The organism is Streptomyces sp. NPDC007917, assembly GCF_042959105.1.
Classification (GTDB): Bacteria; Actinomycetota; Actinomycetes; order Streptomycetales; family Streptomycetaceae; genus Streptomyces.
The window spans coordinates 55,897-71,678 of the sequence record NZ_JBIBKK010000023.1; the positions used below are offsets into that span (position 1 = coordinate 55,897).

General features: G+C 74.1%; 15 protein-coding genes. 6 read left to right on the forward strand and 9 right to left on the reverse strand.

Annotated features, from left to right (window positions below; translation table 11 throughout):
• The first annotated feature begins 196 nt into the window (after positions 1-196).
• Complete coding sequence (locus ACFZDL_RS34420) at positions 197-1,582, forward strand: cystathionine beta-synthase (RefSeq protein WP_353594376.1); 1,386 nt, start codon at positions 197-199, stop codon at positions 1,580-1,582.
• A gap of 300 nt (positions 1,583-1,882) precedes the next feature.
• Here the strand turns inward: ACFZDL_RS34420 and ACFZDL_RS34425 are convergent, their stop codons facing one another.
• Positions 1,883-2,323: a hypothetical protein gene (locus tag ACFZDL_RS34425; RefSeq protein WP_353594375.1), complete on the reverse strand. Its 441-nt coding sequence runs from the start codon at positions 2,321-2,323 to the stop codon at positions 1,883-1,885.
• A 128-nt stretch (positions 2,324-2,451) separates the two neighbouring features.
• Here ACFZDL_RS34425 and ACFZDL_RS34430 point away from each other — a divergent pair, with 128 nt between their 5' ends.
• The gene (locus ACFZDL_RS34430) at positions 2,452-3,861 is read left to right on the forward strand and encodes an acyl-CoA synthetase (RefSeq protein ID WP_353594374.1); all 1,410 of its coding nucleotides are present in this window, start codon (positions 2,452-2,454) and stop codon (positions 3,859-3,861) included.
• A gap of 80 nt (positions 3,862-3,941) precedes the next feature.
• On the opposite strand, the gene ACFZDL_RS34435 is transcribed toward ACFZDL_RS34430, so the two are convergent.
• Genes ACFZDL_RS34435 through ACFZDL_RS34450 form a run of 4 tightly spaced genes read right to left on the reverse strand, consistent with a single transcriptional unit; the run spans position 3,942 to position 7,416 of the window.
• Positions 3,942-4,934 (reverse strand): ABC transporter substrate-binding protein, encoded by a 993-nt coding sequence (locus ACFZDL_RS34435; RefSeq protein WP_353594373.1) that lies wholly within the window; start codon positions 4,932-4,934, stop codon positions 3,942-3,944.
• Between the two features lie 13 nt (positions 4,935-4,947).
• On the reverse strand, positions 4,948-5,631 hold the full coding sequence (locus ACFZDL_RS34440) for an ABC transporter permease (protein WP_353594372.1): 684 nt from the start codon (positions 5,629-5,631) through the stop codon (positions 4,948-4,950).
• A 1-nt stretch (position 5,632) separates the two neighbouring features.
• Positions 5,633-6,274, reverse strand: coding sequence for an ABC transporter permease (locus tag ACFZDL_RS34445; protein WP_353594371.1), 642 nt, complete (start codon positions 6,272-6,274; stop codon positions 5,633-5,635).
• The gene (locus tag ACFZDL_RS34450) at positions 6,271-7,416 is read right to left on the reverse strand and encodes an ABC transporter ATP-binding protein (protein WP_353594370.1); all 1,146 of its coding nucleotides are present in this window, start codon (positions 7,414-7,416) and stop codon (positions 6,271-6,273) included. Before ACFZDL_RS34450 ends, ACFZDL_RS34445 begins: the two co-directional genes overlap by 4 nt.
• Before the next feature lie 161 nt (positions 7,417-7,577).
• Between ACFZDL_RS34450 and ACFZDL_RS34455 the strand changes: the two genes are divergently transcribed.
• The 3 genes from ACFZDL_RS34455 (at position 7,578) to ACFZDL_RS34465 (ending at position 10,873) form a co-directional block, all read left to right on the forward strand.
• Positions 7,578-9,104 (forward strand): aromatic amino acid ammonia-lyase, encoded by a 1,527-nt coding sequence (locus tag ACFZDL_RS34455; RefSeq protein ID WP_353594369.1) that lies wholly within the window; start codon positions 7,578-7,580, stop codon positions 9,102-9,104.
• 47 nt (positions 9,105-9,151) lie between these two features.
• Positions 9,152-10,147, forward strand: coding sequence for a MurR/RpiR family transcriptional regulator (locus ACFZDL_RS34460; RefSeq protein ID WP_353594368.1), 996 nt, complete (start codon positions 9,152-9,154; stop codon positions 10,145-10,147).
• 138 nt (positions 10,148-10,285) lie between these two features.
• Entirely contained in the window at positions 10,286-10,873 is a 588-nt protein-coding gene (locus ACFZDL_RS34465) for a hypothetical protein (protein ID WP_353594367.1), read from the forward strand.
• A gap of 648 nt (positions 10,874-11,521) precedes the next feature.
• Here the strand turns inward: ACFZDL_RS34465 and ACFZDL_RS34470 are convergent.
• Positions 11,522-12,922 (reverse strand): diaminopimelate decarboxylase, encoded by a 1,401-nt coding sequence (locus tag ACFZDL_RS34470; protein WP_353594366.1) that lies wholly within the window; start codon positions 12,920-12,922, stop codon positions 11,522-11,524.
• A gap of 157 nt (positions 12,923-13,079) precedes the next feature.
• Entirely contained in the window at positions 13,080-13,562 is a 483-nt protein-coding gene (locus ACFZDL_RS34475; RefSeq protein ID WP_353594365.1) for an Lrp/AsnC family transcriptional regulator, read from the reverse strand.
• 93 nt (positions 13,563-13,655) lie between these two features.
• On the opposite strand from ACFZDL_RS34475, the gene ACFZDL_RS34480 reads away from it, so the two are divergent.
• Positions 13,656-14,129: a rhodanese-like domain-containing protein gene (locus ACFZDL_RS34480; protein ID WP_353594364.1), complete on the forward strand. Its 474-nt coding sequence runs from the start codon at positions 13,656-13,658 to the stop codon at positions 14,127-14,129.
• Between the two features lie 61 nt (positions 14,130-14,190).
• Here ACFZDL_RS34480 and ACFZDL_RS34485 read toward each other — a convergent pair whose 3' ends face one another.
• Positions 14,191-14,634, reverse strand: coding sequence for a MerR family transcriptional regulator (locus ACFZDL_RS34485; RefSeq protein ID WP_353594363.1), 444 nt, complete (start codon positions 14,632-14,634; stop codon positions 14,191-14,193).
• A gap of 64 nt (positions 14,635-14,698) precedes the next feature.
• Positions 14,699-15,742, reverse strand: coding sequence for an NADP-dependent oxidoreductase (locus ACFZDL_RS34490; protein ID WP_353594362.1), 1,044 nt, complete (start codon positions 15,740-15,742; stop codon positions 14,699-14,701).
• Between the last annotated feature and the right edge of the window lie 40 nt (positions 15,743-15,782).

A 15,782-nucleotide genomic window follows, 5' to 3' on the forward strand; every position in this document is an offset into this window, starting at 1 on the left:
ACACGCCTTGTTGCTCCTTTGTACCCTTTTTTGTACGACTTGCTAACCACTCGACGCCCGGCTTGTTGCCGCGCTCGCGCCGGGGCGCCACACACCGGCCGAGCGGGCACGGCGCGCAATAAGCTGGGCAGCACGGGCCCGCGACGGCGGCCGCCCTGACCGCGGAGATCCCGCTGACTTCGGACCTGGAGCAGGTGTGCAGTACTACGATTCGATGATTGAGCTGGTCGGCAACACCCCGCTGGTAAAGCTCAACAACGTCACCGAGGGCATCCGGGCGACCGTTCTGGCCAAGGTCGAGTACTTCAACCCGGGCGGTTCGGTGAAGGACCGCATCGCCGTACGGATGATCGAGGCCGCCGAGCGCTCCGGGGCGCTGCGGCCGGGCGGCACGATCGTCGAGCCGACCTCCGGCAACACCGGCGTGGGCCTGGCCATGGTCGCCCAGCGCAAGGGCTACAAGTGCATCTTCGTCTGCCCCGACAAGGTGTCCACCGACAAGATCAATGTGCTGCGGGCGTACGGCGCCGAGGTCGTGGTCTGCCCGACGGCCGTGGACCCCGAGCACCCCGACTCGTACTACAACGTCTCGGACCGCCTGGTGCGCGAGACCCCGGGCGCCTGGAAGCCCGACCAGTACAGCAACCCCGACAACCCGCGCTCGCACTACGAGAGCACCGGCCCCGAGCTGTGGGAGCAGACGGAGGGGAAGATCACCCACTTCGTGGCGGGCGTCGGCACCGGCGGCACGATCAGCGGCACCGGCCGCTACCTCAAGGAGGCCAGCCAGGGCCGGGTCCAGGTCATCGGCGCCGACCCCGAGGGCTCGGTGTACTCCGGCGGCAGCGGCCGCCCGTATCTGATCGAGGGCGTCGGCGAGGACTTCTGGCCGACGGCCTACGACCGGACCGTCGCCGACCGGATCGTCGCGGTCTCCGACAAGGACGCCTTCCAGATGACCCGGCGGCTCGCCCGCGAGGAGGGGCTGCTGGTCGGCGGGTCGTGCGGGATGGCCGTGGTCGCGGCGCTGCGGGTCGCGCAGGAGCTCGGCCCCGACGATGTGGTGGTCGTCCTGCTCCCCGACAGCGGCCGCGGCTATCTCTCCAAGATCTTCAACGACGAGTGGATGGCGGACTACGGCTTCCTGGAGGAGGAGGGCCCGGCGGTGCGCGTCGGCGATGTGCTCCAGGGCAAGGAGGGCGGGCTGCCCTCGCTCGTCCACATGCACCCGGACGAGACGGTCGGTCAGGCGATCGAGGTGCTGCGGGAGTACGGCGTCTCCCAGATGCCCATCGTCAAGCCGGGCGCCGGCCACCCGGATGTGATGGCCGCCGAGGTCATCGGCTCGGTGGTGGAACGCGAACTGCTGGACGCGCTGTTCGCGCAGCGCGCCGCGCTGAGCGACCCGCTGGAGAAGCACATGAGCCCGCCGCTGCCGCACGTCGGCTCGGGCGAGCCGGTCGAGGACCTGATGGCGGTGCTGGGCGGGGCGGACGCGGCCATCGTGCTGGTGGAGGGGAAGCCGACCGGCGTGGTGAGCCGTCAGGACCTGCTGGCCTACCTCGCCAAGGGGCAGCGCTAGCCGCTGCTCCGGGGCGCAACTCCCGCCGCGGAAAAGGTCGTACGGCCTTCCGGTAAGTGGTACGTGCGTGTCACGCGCCCGCAGCACAGGCTTAACACAGCTCCGGCAGATTAGGGGGTGTCGGAAAGGACGACACCGACACCCGAAAACGGCGACACGGACCTCCGGAGCGGCTCCCGGACCTCCATGGTCGCCCGGACGTGGCAGCCAGGCCCTGACCCGGCCCGCGTCCCTCGCGGGGACCGCCGTCGTCCCGCCCTCGGTGCTCACACCGGGGTGCGGCGGTTCCCGCGCTCAGATTCACCCGTCCCACTCGTCGCGCGACTTCCCGCGCAAGCGGCGCAGCCAGGAGAAGCCGCCGGACGCGTGCACCACGTTGACCCCGAAGATGCCGGCCCAGGTGACCACCAGCCCGGACAGCCCCGCGTTGACCACGGCGATCGCGGAGAGCGGGATGGCCAGCACGAGCGAGGTCGCGACGAAGGCGAAGCGCTCGCCGACCCCGAGCCCCTGGCCCTGCGCGGGCCGGCCCGTCGTATGGGGACGCGCCCCGCGGGCCGCGGCCATCTGCTGCTCGGCCAGCTGCCGCCGCACATGGCGGTCCGCGGTGTCGTTGAACCGCTGCTCGACCTTCTCCATGAAGGAGTCGACCAGCTCCGTCTCGTACTCCGCCCCCAGCTCCTTGCGCGTCTGGAGCGTCGCGTCGAGTTCGCGCTTGAGATCGGCGTCCCGGCTGTCCATGGTCCAACGGTACGGTCACGGGGACGCATTGTCGGTAGGGCTAGCCCCCTGAATCGCCCGGGGGGACAGGTACCTGTACGGCGGGCTCACCGTGGCCCGCCCGGGCCCGCTGTGGAAGGAGCCAGTCCGTGTCCGCACCTCTGCTTACGTCCCTCGCCGAACCGGGAGGCGCGGGAGACGACAGCCCCGACGCGCTCACCGTCGGCGGCCGTGCCTGCTCCCGCGAGGAACTGCTCGGCGCCGCGGGCGCGGTCGCGGCCCGGATCGCCGGGGCGCCGGTCGTCGCCGTGCGGGCGAGCCCCACGGCGGAGACGGTGACGGCGGTGGTGGGCGCGCTGCTCGCCGGGGTGCCCGTGGTCCCCGTACCGCCGGATTCCGGGCCCGCGGAACGGGACCACATCCTCCGGGACTCCAAGGCCGCGCTCCTGCTGATGGGTTCGCAGACGGGGGAAGAGGCCGGGCAGCCGGCCGCGCCCGTCGAGACCGTCCCGGTGGACCTGGCCGAGCGCGCGGCGTGGAGCGGGCCCGAGCCGGACCCGGAGTCGACGGCGTTCGTTCTCTACACCTCCGGCACCACCGGCGCGCCCAAGGGCGCCCTGATCTCCCGGAGCGCGGTCGCCGCCGATCTGGACGCGCTGGCCGGGGCCTGGGCCTGGACGGCGGAGGACACGCTGGTCCACGGCCTGCCGCTGTTCCATGTGCACGGGCTGGTGCTCGGCGTGCTGGGCGCGCTGCGCGTCGGCAGCCGCCTCGTCCACACCGGTCGGCCGACCCCCGCGGCGTACGCGGCGGCGGGCGGCAGCCTGTACTTCGGCGTGCCGACGGTCTGGCACCGGGTCGTCCAGGACCCCGACGCCGCCCGCGCCCTGTCGGCCGCCCGCCTGCTGGTCTCCGGGAGCGCGCCCCTGCCCGCCCCCGTCTTCCGCGACCTGGAGCAGCTGACCGGCCACCGGCCCGTCGAGCGCTACGGCATGACCGAGACGCTGATCACCATCAGCACCCGGGCGGACGGCGAGCGCCGCCCCGGCTATGTCGGCACCCCGCTGTCCGGTATCCGCACCCGGATCGCCGCCGAGGAGGGCGCGGAGATCGGTGAGCTGCAGCTCACCGGCCCCACCCTCTTCGACGGATATCTGGGCCGCCCCGAGGCCACCGCCGGTTCGTACACCGAGGACGGCTGGTTCCGCACCGGCGACATCGCCGCCATCGAGCCGGACGGCTTCCACCGCATCGTCGGCCGGGCCTCCACCGACCTGATCAAGTCCGGTGGCTACCGCATCGGCGCGGGCGAGGTGGAGAACGCGCTGCTGGACCACCCGGCGGTCCGCGAGGCGGCGGTCGTCGGCGCCCCGCACGAGGACCTGGGGCAGCAGATCGTGGCGTATGTGGTCGCCGACGGGGTGAGCGAGGCGGAGCTCATCGACTTCGTGGCCGGACGGCTCTCCGTCCACAAGCGCCCCCGCAAGGTCCGCTTCCTGGAGGCGCTGCCGCGCAACGCCATGGGGAAGCCCCAGAAGAAGCTGCTGCCCCCGGCCTGACGAGGCACCAGCCTGACGAGGCACCGGCCTGACAAGGCAGAGGGAGGGCAGCGCGGCCCGCGCTGCCCTCCGGCGCGGCGCTATCGCTTGGCCAGGCCGTTCCGCTTCACCCAGTCCGCCGCCACCTCGTCCGGGTCCTTCTTCTCCACGTCGACCAGCTTGTTCAGCTTGGCCAGCTCCTGGGTGGTGAGCGCGCCGCCCAGCCGGGCCAGGGCCCTGCGCACCTTGGCGTCGGCCTTGGCGCTGCGGATGACGGGGACGATGTGCTGGGCGGGGATGAGCTGCTTGGGGTCGGCGAGCGCGACCCAGCCGTTGGCCTGGATGTCGGGGTCGGTGCTGAAGAGGTTGGCGACGTCGACGTCGCCCCTCTTCAGGGCGCCCTTGACCAGCGGGCCGGAGGCGTCCAGGGACTTGAACTCCTTGAAGGTGGTGCCGTAGACATCCTTCAGACCGACCAGGCCGACGACCCGCTTCTTGTCCTCCGCCGGGCCGCCGAAGACCAGCTCGCCGTCGAGCCTGTGGAGGTCGGCGAGGCTGCGCAGCCCGTGCTTGTCCGCCGTCTCCCGGGTGACGGCGAAGACGTCCTTGTCCTCGGCGGCGGCGTAGGGGAGGGCTTCCAGGGCGCTGGGGAGGGCGACGGCCAGAGCGTTCTGCAGATCGCCCGCCTCCGTCTGCTTGGCGGTGTCGTCGAAGTGCAGCAGCAGGTTGCCCTGGTATTCGGGGAGCAGGTCGATGTCGCCCTGCTGGAGGGCGGGGATGACGATCTCGCGGGAGCCGAGGTTGGGGCGGACGCTCGCCTTGACGCCGGCGGCGCGCAGCACCTCGGCGTAGAGGTAGCCGAGGATCTGGTTCTCGGTGAAGTTGGCGGTGCCGACGACCAGGCCGCCCGCGCTGCTGCCACCGCCGGAGCCACCGCCGCCGGACCCGCCGTCGAGCGAGGTGACGCCGCCGCAGGCGGCGAGGGCGGGGAGGGCGGCGGCGCCGAGGAGGCCGCCGAGCAGGGCCCTGCGGGTGGGGCGGGAGGTTTGAGGGGCCCGGGGGTTCAGGGAGCCCCGGGGGTTCAGGGGGGTCATACGGGACTACTCCTCAGTGCGAGTGGGCGTGCGAGGGCGCGGGGCGGTTGCGGAACAGCAGGCGCTGCACCCCGGCCAGCGCCAGGTCCAGGGCGATGGCCAGCACGGCGACCAGCACCGCCCCGCCCAGCACCTGCACCAGGTCGCGCTGGGCGAGCCCGTCGAAGACGTACCGGCCGAGCCCGCCGAAGCTGACGTACGCGGCGATGGTGGCGGTCGCCACCACCTGCACGGCGGCCAGCCGCAGCCCGGTCATGATCAGCGGGAGCGCGAGGGGGAGCTCGATCTGCAGCAGGACCTGGTGGGCCCGCATGCCCTGGCCGCGCGCGGCGTCCTTGACCTCGGGGTCGACGGCCGCCATGCCCGCGTAGGTGTTGGTGACGATGACCGGGACCGCGAGGGCGACCAGCGAGATGTACACCGGCCACATGCTCAGCCCGCTGGCCAGGAAGACCAGTGTGACCAGGCCGACCGTGGGCAGCGCGCGCCCGAAGCCGGCGAGGTTGATGGCGAGGAAGGCGCCGCGTCCGGTGTGGCCGATGAGCAGGCCGACGGGGAGGGCGATGAGGGTGGCGACGAGGGTGGCCAGGAGCGAGTACTGCAGGTGTTCCAGGAGGCGGGTGGCGATGCCGTCGGGCCCGGACCACTGGGCGCCGCTGGTGAGCCAGTGGGCGAGGTTCTTCAGCAGCTCGATCATGTCAGGCACGCCTCCTCAGCCACGGGGTGCACAGCCACTGGACGGCCACCAGGACGGCGTCGGCGACCAGCGCGAGCAGCAGGGACAGGGCGACTCCGGCGACGACGGGGGTCGGGTAGTTGCGCTGGAAGCCGTCGGTGAAGAGCTGGCCGAGGCCGCCGTATCCGATGTAGCTGGCCACGCTGACCAGCGAGATCGCCATGACGGTGGCGACCCGGACGCCCGCCATGATCACCGGGAAGGCGAGCGGCAGCTCGACGGTGAGCAGGGTCCGCAGCGGGCGGGTGCCCATGGCCTTGGACGCCTCGCGGACCTTGGTGGGGACGCTGTCCAGGCCCTCGACGGTGTTCCGGAGCAGCACGACCAGCGTATAGATGGTCAGTCCGGTGATCGCGGTGGTGCGGGTGAGGCCGGTGACCGGGAGCAGCAGCACGAAGATCGCGATGGAGGGGATGGTGAACAGGACGTTGGACAGCCCCAGCAGCAGCCCCCGCAGCGGCCGTACGCGGTGGGCGAGCACGGCGAGCGGCACCGCGATCAGCAGCCCGAACAGCACGGAGGGGACGGCGGTGGACAGATGGTCGAGGGTGAGCCGGACGAGGTCGTCGCGATGGTCCGGGAACCAGTCCCAGTCGATGGTCATGCCGTCACGCTCGCGGCGGCGTCCTGGGCGCCGGGGTCCTGGGAGGCTTTGATGTCCTGAGGCGTGGCGGTCCGCGCCGCCTCGGCGTGGCGCCGCCCCGCGTGCTCATGGATCAGCTCGCGGTCGGTCACACCGGTCAGGACGCCGTCGGCGTCGACCCGGGCGACCAGCCCGGCGGGGGAGGCTATCGACTCGTCGAGGGCGGCCAGCAGGGAGTCGCCGTCCCGCAGCGGGCGCACCGGCAGCAGCGGGGCCCGGTCGCCCCGCGGGCCCTCGGCGTCCCGCCAGCCCAGCGGCTCGCCGCGCTCGGAGGTCACCAGCAGCCAGCGCCCGCCCTCGCCCTTGGGGCCCGCCTCCTCGGTGGGGGCGGGGCGCTGCGGTACGTCGGCGAGCGTGGAGAGCGAGAGCAGCTTCAGGCCGCGCTCGGCGCCGAGGAAGCCCGCGACGAAGTCGTCGGCGGGGTCGGCCAGCAGCTCGGCGGGCGGGGCGCACTGCACGAGGTGGCCGCCGGTGCGGAAGACCGCGATCCGGTCGCCCAGGCGCACGGCCTCGTCGATGTCGTGGGTGACGAAGACGACGGTCTTGCGCAGCTCGCTCTGCAGGCGCAGCAGCTCGTTCTGCAGCTGAGCCCGTACGACCGGGTCGACCGCGCCGAACGGCTCGTCCATCAGCAGCACCGGCGGGTCGGCGGCCAGCGCGCGGGCGACGCCGACGCGCTGCTGCTGGCCGCCGGAGAGCTGGTGCGGGTAGCGCTTGCCGGCGTCGGCGGTCAGGCCCACCAGCTCCAGCAGCTCGGCGGCGCGCGCCCGCGCCTTGCGGCGGCCCCAGCCGAGCAGCAGCGGGACCGTGGCGATGTTGTCGAGCACCGTGCGGTGCGGGAACAGCCCGGCCTGCTGGATGACGTAGCCGATGCCGCGCCGCAGCTCGGCGGCGTCGGCCCGGCGTACGTCACGGCCGCCGACGCTGATCGTGCCGCTGCTCGGCTCGACCATGCGGTTGACCATCCGGAGGGTCGTGGTCTTACCGCAGCCCGAGGAGCCCACGAGGACGGTGATATCGCCCTCGGGGAGTTCCAGATCCAGGTTGTCGACGGCGGTGGTGCCGTTCGGATAGTGCTTGCTGACGTGCTTGAAGCTGATCATCCGCTTCCCCTTGCCCTGTCTGCATATAGTCATGCACAGTCATAGGCGAGTGAATAGAAGTCAATAGTTTCGCGTTAATCAACGGTTACTTCTGCTCACATTCCGGGACGGAAGGTTGACGTCCGTCCGATTAGGGTGCGGATGGGAAGGGGCTTCGCTGGATGTTGTCTCAGATTCTGGACTCCGCGGGGACGGCGGGTGACGCCGCGCCGCGCATCGTGCTGGACGGGCGGACCCTGCGCGTGGCCGACGTCGTACGGCTCGCCGACCGTACGGGCCGGCCCGCCGCCCCCGACCCGGACGCCCTCGCCCGCGCCGAGCGCGCCTGGGAGACTGCGATCCGGCTGGCCGCCACCGGACGCGTCTACGGCCGCAGCACCGGCGTCGGCGCCAACCGCACCGAGGACATCGGCGCCGCCGACCAGGACCACGGCCTGCGCCTGCTGCGCAGCCACGCCGGAGCCATCGGCGCGCCGCTGCCCGCCCGCGAGGTCCGCGCCATGCTCGCCGTACGCGCCAACCAGCTCCTCGCGGGCGGCGCCGGACTGCGCCCCGCCGTCGTCACCGCCCTCGTCGAGGCCCTGGAGCGCGGCGCCCACCCGGTCGTCAACGAACACGGCGCGGTCGGCACCGGCGACCTCGCCGCGCTCGCCCAGACCGGCCTCGCGCTCGTCGGCGAACACCCCTGGGACCTCACCGACGCCGCCCCGGGCGGCAGCGCCCCCGAGCCCATCGAACTCGACAGCAACGACGCCCTCGCCCTCATCAGCAGCAACGCCCTCACCCTCGGCCAGTCGGCGCTCGCCCTCGCCGAGCTGCGCCGGCTGCTGGCCGCCTCGCTCACCGTCGCCGCGCTCTCGCTGATCGCGGTCGGCGGCTCGCTGGAGGCCTACGCCCAGCCCGTGCACGAGGCCCGCCCGCACCCCGGCTCCGCCTGGGCGGCCGCCCGGATGCGCGCCCTGCTCGGCGCCCCCGCCCGCCCGACGCCACCGCTCGGCCGGATCCAGGACCCGTACGGCTTCCGCTGCCTGCCGCAGATCCACGGCCCGGCGATGGACGCCGCCGACGCGCTGGAGCGGGTGCTGACCGTCGAGTTCAACGCCGCCGCCGAGAACCCGCTGATCTGCCCCGACGACGAGGCCGCCTACCACCACGGCAACTTCTACGCCGCGCACACCGCCCTCGCCCTCGACCACTTCCGGCTCGCCGCCCTGCAGACCGCCCGCCTGTCCACCGCCCGGCTCGCCGCGCTCTCCGAGCCCGACTTCACCCGGCTGCGCCCCTTCCTCGGCGACACCGCGCCCGCCAGCTCGGGCGTGATGATCCTGGAGTACGCGGCGGGGGCGGCCCTCGGCGAGATGCGGGCCGTCTCCCACCCCGCCTCCCTCGGCCACGCCGTGCTCTCGCGCGGCGTCGAGGAACAGGCCAGCTTCGCCTCGCTCGGCGCCCGGCAGACTCTGCGCGTGGTCGACAACTACCGGCAGGTGCTGGGCTGCGAACTGGTCGCGGCCGTACGGGCGCTGCGCCAGCGCGGTCTTGAACCGGACCCGGGGCTGCCGGTCGGCGCGGCCTACGCGTTGGCCGAGAAGGCGCTCGATCCGAGGATGGAGGACCGGCCGCTGACGCAGGATGTGGCGGTGGCCGCGGGCCTGCTGGACGGGCTGGCGGACATGAGCGCGGAGAGTTGATCATCGGGGAGCGGGCCCGGGAGGGCCGAGAGGGGCAGGAGAAAGCGATGAGTATGGATACGGGGGCGTCGGCGGGGGCGGCCGGGGTGGTCGGCGCGGGTAGGGCTGCCGGTGTGACCGGTGCGGCTGACGAGGCCAGCGCGGCCGGTGCGACCAGTGCGGCCGACGAGGTCGGGGCGGTCGGGGCGGGCGACGTGGCCGGGGCGGGCAGTGGTGCCGCGCGGCTTCAGCAGCTCTTCGAGGGCCACCGCCTGACGCCCACCCAGCGGCGCATCGCCCACTGCATGGTGCGGCAGGCGGCCGACGCGCCGTTCCTGTCGAGCGTCGAACTCGCCGAACTGGCCGGCGTCAGCCAGCCGTCGGTGACCCGCTTCGCGGTCGCCCTCGGCTTCGACGGCTACCCGGCGCTGCGCAGGCACCTGCGGGAGGTCGCCCCCGCCCCGGCCGAGCGGGTGGCGGGCGAGGGCACGTACAACGAGTACCAGCAGGCGGTGCAGTCGGAGATCGACAACCTGCGCCACCTGGCGTCCCTCCTCGCCGACCCGGCCCCCGTCGCACGGGCCGGGCGGCTGCTCGCCGGGTCCCGGCCGCTGCCGGTCCTCGGGCTGCGCGCGGCCTCGGCCCAGGCGGGCGGCTTCGCGTACTTCGCGCGCAAGGTCCACCCGGACGTACGCCTGCTGGACGAGGGCGGCACCATGCTCACCGACCGCATCGACGCCGCCGCGCGCGCGGGCGCGACCGCCCTGCTGTGCTTCGCCCTGCCGCGCCATCCGCGCGAGGTCGTGGAGGGCCTGGAGTACGCCCGGTCCGCCGGGCTGACCGTGGTGACGGTCGCCGACAGCGCCTTCGCGCCGGTGGCCCGCCACAGCGATCTGCTGCTGCCCGCGGCGGTGGGGACCGGCCTCGCCTTCGACACGGCCTGCGCGCCGATGCTGCTGGGGCGGGTGCTGCTGGAGGCGATGTGCGACGCGCTGCCGGACGCGCAGGCGCGGCTGGAGGAGTTCGACGCGAAGGCCGCGGAGCGGGGACTCTTCGTGGAGTAGGCGTGGACTAGGCGTGGAGTAGGCGCGTCTCACGGAATTCTCACTCCCGGTGGCTAGAGTCCGTGCCCGAACGGATGTATGTACGGCTTGAGCATGAGCCGAATTCGTTGACGAACTTCTGTGACGAGGAGGTCTGTCGTGGGGCGCGGGGCGTATGCGCTGGCTCGGGTGGCCGTGGTCGTACGGGCGCCGGCCGGGTGGCTGTGGTGGCTGGGCGTACTGGCCGCCGGCGTCGGGGTGTTGGTGCCGGGGCTGACGGGGCGCCGGATCGGAGTGCTGGCCGGGGCGGCGCTGTTCCTGATCGCGGCGGCCGTGGCCTTCCTGGCGCGCCGGGGGCGATATCTGGAACTGGCGCGCGGCGCCACGCGCGCGGGCAAGTCGGTGTTCCTGCAGGACCGCGCGGTGACGGTACGGGCCCGGCGGCGGGCGCTGCGCTGGTGGCTGCTGCTGGCGTTCCTGGCCGCGGTCGGGTCGTCGTTCGCCGCCCCCGCGGTCGCCGGGATGCTGCTGGCGGGGGTCGGCGCGGGTCTGTGGGCCAAGGCGCTGTGGCTGGGCCGCTGGGAGCGGGCCAACGACGTGCTGCTGTGGGTGCGCGCGGAGTGGGTGGCCCGCGGCAGGCCGGCGGGCAAGGGCGTCAGCGCCTACCAGACGACCGGGATCGTGGCCGGCGACGCGGGGCCGGGCGGAACCCGGCGGGCACGCGCGACAGCGGGGGCAGCGCGCTGACGCGGTGACGGTGGCCCTCCGCGGTGGCCCTACGGTGGCCCTCTGCGGCGGCGCTTGCGCGGCGGCGCGGGCGTGCGACGACGGCGGTCCGCGGTGGCCCTCTGCGGCGGCGCGGCCCCTGCGGCGGCGCGCTGACGGTGGCCCGCCGCGACGACGGCGGCGGTGACCCTCCGTGGCGGCCCTCCGCGACGGCCCTACGGTGGCCCTCTGCGGCGGCGCGGCCCCTGCGGTGGCGCGGGCGCGCGACGGCCGCGGCGGCGCGCTGACGGCGGCCCGCGGTGCCCCTCTGCGGCGGCCCTCTGCGGTGACGGCGGCCTGCGGTGGGCCCTCCGCGGCGGCGGCCCTCCGCAGCGGCGCTTGCGCGCGCCGGCGGTGTGCCTGTCGTGATGGCGCCGGGCATGTTGCGCCGACGCCGCGCCGGTGGGGCCGGTGCGCGGCGGTATGGGCGGGGCCCCTGCCTCCCGCCCCGCGCTGCCGCGCACGCGACGCACGGCCCACGGGGACCGGGGCACGATGGGCCGGGCGTCCCGCTCGTCGCGCCGCACGGCGCCGCCGCGCCGCGCCGCTCGCCGCACGGCGCCGCTCGCCGCACGGCGCCGCTCGCCGCGCCGCGCCGCCCGCGCCCCCTGCGTCCCGCACCCTCGCGGGTCACAGGCCCGACAGCGCGGCCGTGTGCTCGCCGCCGCTCTCGGCGACGATCTCGTCGAGGGACTGCGGCGAGCGCACCGGGGCGAAGCGCACGCGGCCGTGTTTGCCGTCGTCGACCGAGAAGCCGTAGATCCCGGGGCGGGGCAGGCTGTTGTACGCGAAGTGGTTGGAGAAGTAGTACGCGCCGGTGTCCAGCAGCGCGACCAGGTCGCCCGCCTTGAGCTCGGGCAGTGGCCGGTTCGCGGCGACCAGGTCGCCCGCGAAGCAGCACGGTCCGGCGACGTCCTGGGCGACCGGGCCGTCGGGCCCGGTCGGCTTGGCCACGCCCTCCCCGTCGTACGCCGCGACCCGCAGCGGCCATGACTCGGGGGCGAACACGGTGCGCGTGGCCAGCTGGGCGCCCGCGTGGGTGACGGCGATCGGGCGGCCGCCCGCCGACTTGGCGTACTCGACGCGCGCCAGCACCGTGCCGGACTTGGCGATCAGCGACCGCCCGAACTCGGTGACCAGCCCGTACCGGCCGTCGAACAGCCCGGGGACGGTGGCGAGCAGCAGCCGGGCGTAGTCGCGGTAGCCGGGGGTGACCTCGTCGGAGCCGAAGTTGACGGGCAGCCCGCCGCCGATGTCGAGCGTGTCGATCTGCTGTCGGCCGACCGTCCGGTTGATCTCCTCGGCGAGCTCGTACGCCGCCCGTACGCCCGCCGCCATCAGCTCCAGGGGGCAGCCCTGCGAGCCCACGTGTGCGTGCAGCCGGGTCAGCCAGGGCCGTTCGGCGAAGGCGCGCACGACCCACTCGCGCGCCCCCACATCCAGCAGCGCCACCCCGAACTTCGAGGTCGCGGTGGCGGTGCTGAGCGCCCCGATGCTGCCGCCGCCCACCTGCGGATTGACCCGCAGCCCCAGCGGGCCGGGCGGCAGGACGGGCCCGGGGCCGTTCTGCGGCGCCACCAGCGACCCGAGGCGCGCGAGCTCCTGTGGGTTGTCGGCGTTGACCGCGATGCCGAGCTCCACGGCCTCGCGCAGCTCGGCGGTGGTCTTGGCGGGCGAGTCGAGCACGATGTGCTCGGGCCTGACCCCCGCGGCCCGGGCCAGGGCCAGCTCGCCGGGGCTGGCCACCTCGCAGCCGATGCCCTCGTCGGCCAGCAGCCGCAGTACGGGGACCAGCGCGGCGGCCTTGACGGCGAAGGCGTGCAGCACGGGTGTGCCCGGCGCGGTCACCTCGTCGAAGGCGGCCCGCAGCTCGGCCGCGGCCGCCCGGATGCCGGCCACGTCCAGCAGCCCGACGACGGGCTGATCGGCCCCGATCAGCCCCTGCTCCACGGCGGCCCGCACCGCCCGCTCCCGACGGGCGGCCGCGCCCGCCCCTGTCCCTGTCCCCACCACGACCGGATTCGACGTCATGCCCTCAGCCAACCACCATGCGCCCCCGCGGCCCAGCCTGTCCCACGGGCGGTCCCACGTGGTGGGCCAGGTGGACGCGCGTCGAGGATCGGGCCGTCCGACCGTCCACAGCTCGGTGCGTGGCCGGCGCCCGGGGAGCCCGGGCCTGTCTGACGGATCAGTCGCCGGTTCCGCCGGACGGTACGCGGGACACGGCCGTCGTCACCGAGCGGCTCGGTAGGGGGCTGGAGTAGACGACGCTCGTGGTGACGGAGCCGAGGGCCGCGATGCGGCCCGTGGTGCGTTCCAGGTCGCGCATCGAGCGGGCGACGACCTTGAGGACGAAGCAGTCATCGCCCGTCACATGGTGGGCCTCCACGATCTCTGGTGTGGTGTCGAGCAGGTCGTGGAAGGGCTTGTAGTTCCCGGTGGGGTAGCGAAGGCGGACGAAAGCCAGGATGCCGAGCCCCAGGGCCTCGGGGCTCACGACGGCGGAGTACCCACAGATGGCGCCGCTCTCCTCCAGCCGTCGGATCCGTTCCGTGACGGCGCTCGGCGACATGGAGACGCTGCGGGCCAACTCGGCGTAGCTGGCGCGCCCGTTGCGTTGCAGGGCTTCCAGGATGCGTATGTCGGTGGTGTCGAGGGAATCAGCGGCCATTGCCGATGGATACCACGGATTGCACGGCGAAGTGCGGGCCGGGCCGTTGATCTCGGGTTCTAGGGAAGGCGCGGCGAGCTTAGCGTTGAGGACATGTCCAACAGCCAGATCAGCGCCGCCCTGCGGGTGCCGCCGGCGGCACCCGCCGAGGCGGCCGCCTTTTTCGCCGCACGCCTCGCCTTCCAGGCCGACGTGTCCGATGTCCACGCCTCGCTGGAGTCCGGTGACCCGGGATTCACGCTCATCGACTCACGCGGGGACGAGGCGTGGGCGCAGGGGCATGTGCCCGGCGCGGTGCACCTGCCGACCGCCGAGATACCGGCGCGCGCCGCGAAGCTGCTGGACCCCGCCCTTCCGGTCATCACCTACTGCTGGGGGCCCGGCTGCGACGGCGCGACCCGTGCGGCGCTCGCCCTCGCCGGACTCGGCTATCACGTCAAGGAAATGATCGGCGGCATCGAGTACTGGACCCGTGAGGGGCTCCCGGTCGAGGGTTCCAACGGTGTGGTGCGGCGCGCGGCCGACCCGTTGACGGCGCCGGTCGGATCCGCTCACTGCGCGTGCTAGGGGCTTCCCGGCCCTTGCCGATGTGCGGCTTGGCCGCGTGGCGCCGCACACCGTCCGGTAACTAGCCCGCCGCGGGCGTCCGCGTGGGGCCCAGGTCTCCGCCGAGGTCGCGCAGCGGGCCGCCGACCCGCTGCGCGAGCCCGTCGCGCAGCTCCGTCAGCCGCTCGATGCGCTCGTCGAGATACGCCAGCCGGCGCCGGACGATCATGTTGGGGAGGGTGCACAGCCCGCCCTCCCCGTCTGCACGGGGGCCGGTGGTCGCGGGGCTCACCCCGCGCCGGCCCTGCGGCAGCGCGGCGATGGCCGCGACCAGGGTCCGTACGTCCTCGATGGTCAGCCCGGCCGCCAGCAGCTCGCGCACGGCCCGCAGATGGCGCACGTCCTCGGCCGTGTAGTCGCGGTGGCCGGAGCGCGTGCGGCGCGCGGTGAGCAGCCCGCGCTGTTCGTAGTAGCGCAGCGCCCGTGGCGTCAGCCCGGCGGCAGCGGCCGCGTCCCCGATCCGCATGGGTGTCCCCCGTCCCAGACCCTGGTCTCTTCCATGTCCGAGGGCCATTCTCGCGCCGTGTCGTCTACAACTCCACCAGCACCGCGCCGACATGGCGCCCCTCGACCAGTTCGCACAGCGCGCGCGGCGCCTGCTCGATGCCCCGCAGCCGGGCGTGCGGGTAGGTCATCGTGCCCTCGCGCAGCGCGTCGCCGAATTCGCGCTCGTACTGCGGATACGCGTCCATGTGGTCGAAGGCCGCGATGCCGCGCAGCGTGATGCCCCGCGCGATGAGGTCGAAGGTGCTGATCCCGACGGTGGCCATGGCGTCGCCGGTCAGCTGCGCGGACAGGGCGCCGACGAGGGCGAAGCGGGCGCCCCGGCGGGCCACGGCCAGCGCGGCCAGCAGCTGGTCGCCGCCGACGTTGTCGAAGAGTACGTCGATGCCGTCCGGGGCCGCCTCGCGCAGCTGGTCCTCGATCGGTCCGGCGCCCCGGACCACGGCCGCGTCGTAGCCGAGCTCCTTGACCAGGTGGTCGGCCTTGCGCCGGGAGCCGGTGGAGCCGATGACCCGGGCGGCGCCGTGCAGCCGGGCGAACTGCCCGGCCAGCGTGCCGACCCCGCCGGCCGCGCCGGTGACGAACACGGTGTCCCCGGCCCGTACCCCGGCCCCGCGTACCACCCCCAGCCAGGCGGCGAAGCCCTGCGAGAGGTACGCGGCGGGGTCGGGCAGCGCCTGCGGGCTCAGGCGCTCGGCCTGGGCGGCGTCCACGACCGCGTACTCGCGCCAGCCCAGCCGGTGCCGGACCAGCTCACCAAGCACAAGGTCGGTGCCGGGCGCGACCGCGACCACCTCGCCGATGGCCGGGCCGTGCATCGGGTCGCCGGGCCGCTGCAGCAGTTGGGACAGGGCGAAGCTGTCGGGGTCGGCGATGGTCATGGGCCGCATCACGGCGGCGACGTTCATGAGGCGGTTGCGCACGAGCACCTGCCCGGGGCCCGGCTCGGGCACGGGAGCGGTGGTGAGCTCGAAGTGGTCGGTGGTGAGCGTGTCCTGGGGCAGGGCGGCCAGCAGCACCTGGCGGTGGGTGGCGGGCACGGCGGCCGGGGTGGACTCGGGCAGCGGCATGGAGCGCTCCTCGGTGTGGAGGTGTCGCGGTGGAGCGGAA

What these genes read in the sequence shown, in the direction of transcription:
- ACFZDL_RS34480 (WP_353594364.1), top strand. Translation starts at nt 13,656, where the DNA reads ATGTCCAACAGCCAGATCAGCGCCGCCCTGCGGGTGCCGCCGGCGGCA.
- ACFZDL_RS34490 (WP_353594362.1), bottom strand. Translation starts at nt 15,742, where the DNA reads ATGCCGCTGCCCGAGTCCACCCCGGCCGCCGTGCCCGCCACCCACCGC.
- ACFZDL_RS34435 (WP_353594373.1), bottom strand. Translation starts at nt 4,934, where the DNA reads ATGACCCCCCTGAACCCCCGGGGCTCCCTGAACCCCCGGGCCCCTCAA.
- ACFZDL_RS34475 (WP_353594365.1), bottom strand. Translation starts at nt 13,562, where the DNA reads ATGGCCGCTGATTCCCTCGACACCACCGACATACGCATCCTGGAAGCC.
- ACFZDL_RS34460 (WP_353594368.1), top strand. Translation starts at nt 9,152, where the DNA reads ATGAGTATGGATACGGGGGCGTCGGCGGGGGCGGCCGGGGTGGTCGGC.
- ACFZDL_RS34485 (WP_353594363.1), bottom strand. Translation starts at nt 14,634, where the DNA reads ATGCGGATCGGGGACGCGGCCGCTGCCGCCGGGCTGACGCCACGGGCG.
- ACFZDL_RS34450 (WP_353594370.1), bottom strand. Translation starts at nt 7,416, where the DNA reads ATGATCAGCTTCAAGCACGTCAGCAAGCACTATCCGAACGGCACCACC.
- ACFZDL_RS34470 (WP_353594366.1), bottom strand. Translation starts at nt 12,922, where the DNA reads ATGACGTCGAATCCGGTCGTGGTGGGGACAGGGACAGGGGCGGGCGCG.
- ACFZDL_RS34445 (WP_353594371.1), bottom strand. Translation starts at nt 6,274, where the DNA reads ATGACCATCGACTGGGACTGGTTCCCGGACCATCGCGACGACCTCGTC.
- ACFZDL_RS34425 (WP_353594375.1), bottom strand. Translation starts at nt 2,323, where the DNA reads ATGGACAGCCGGGACGCCGATCTCAAGCGCGAACTCGACGCGACGCTC.
- ACFZDL_RS34440 (WP_353594372.1), bottom strand. Translation starts at nt 5,631, where the DNA reads ATGATCGAGCTGCTGAAGAACCTCGCCCACTGGCTCACCAGCGGCGCC.
- ACFZDL_RS34455 (WP_353594369.1), top strand. Translation starts at nt 7,578, where the DNA reads ATGTTGTCTCAGATTCTGGACTCCGCGGGGACGGCGGGTGACGCCGCG.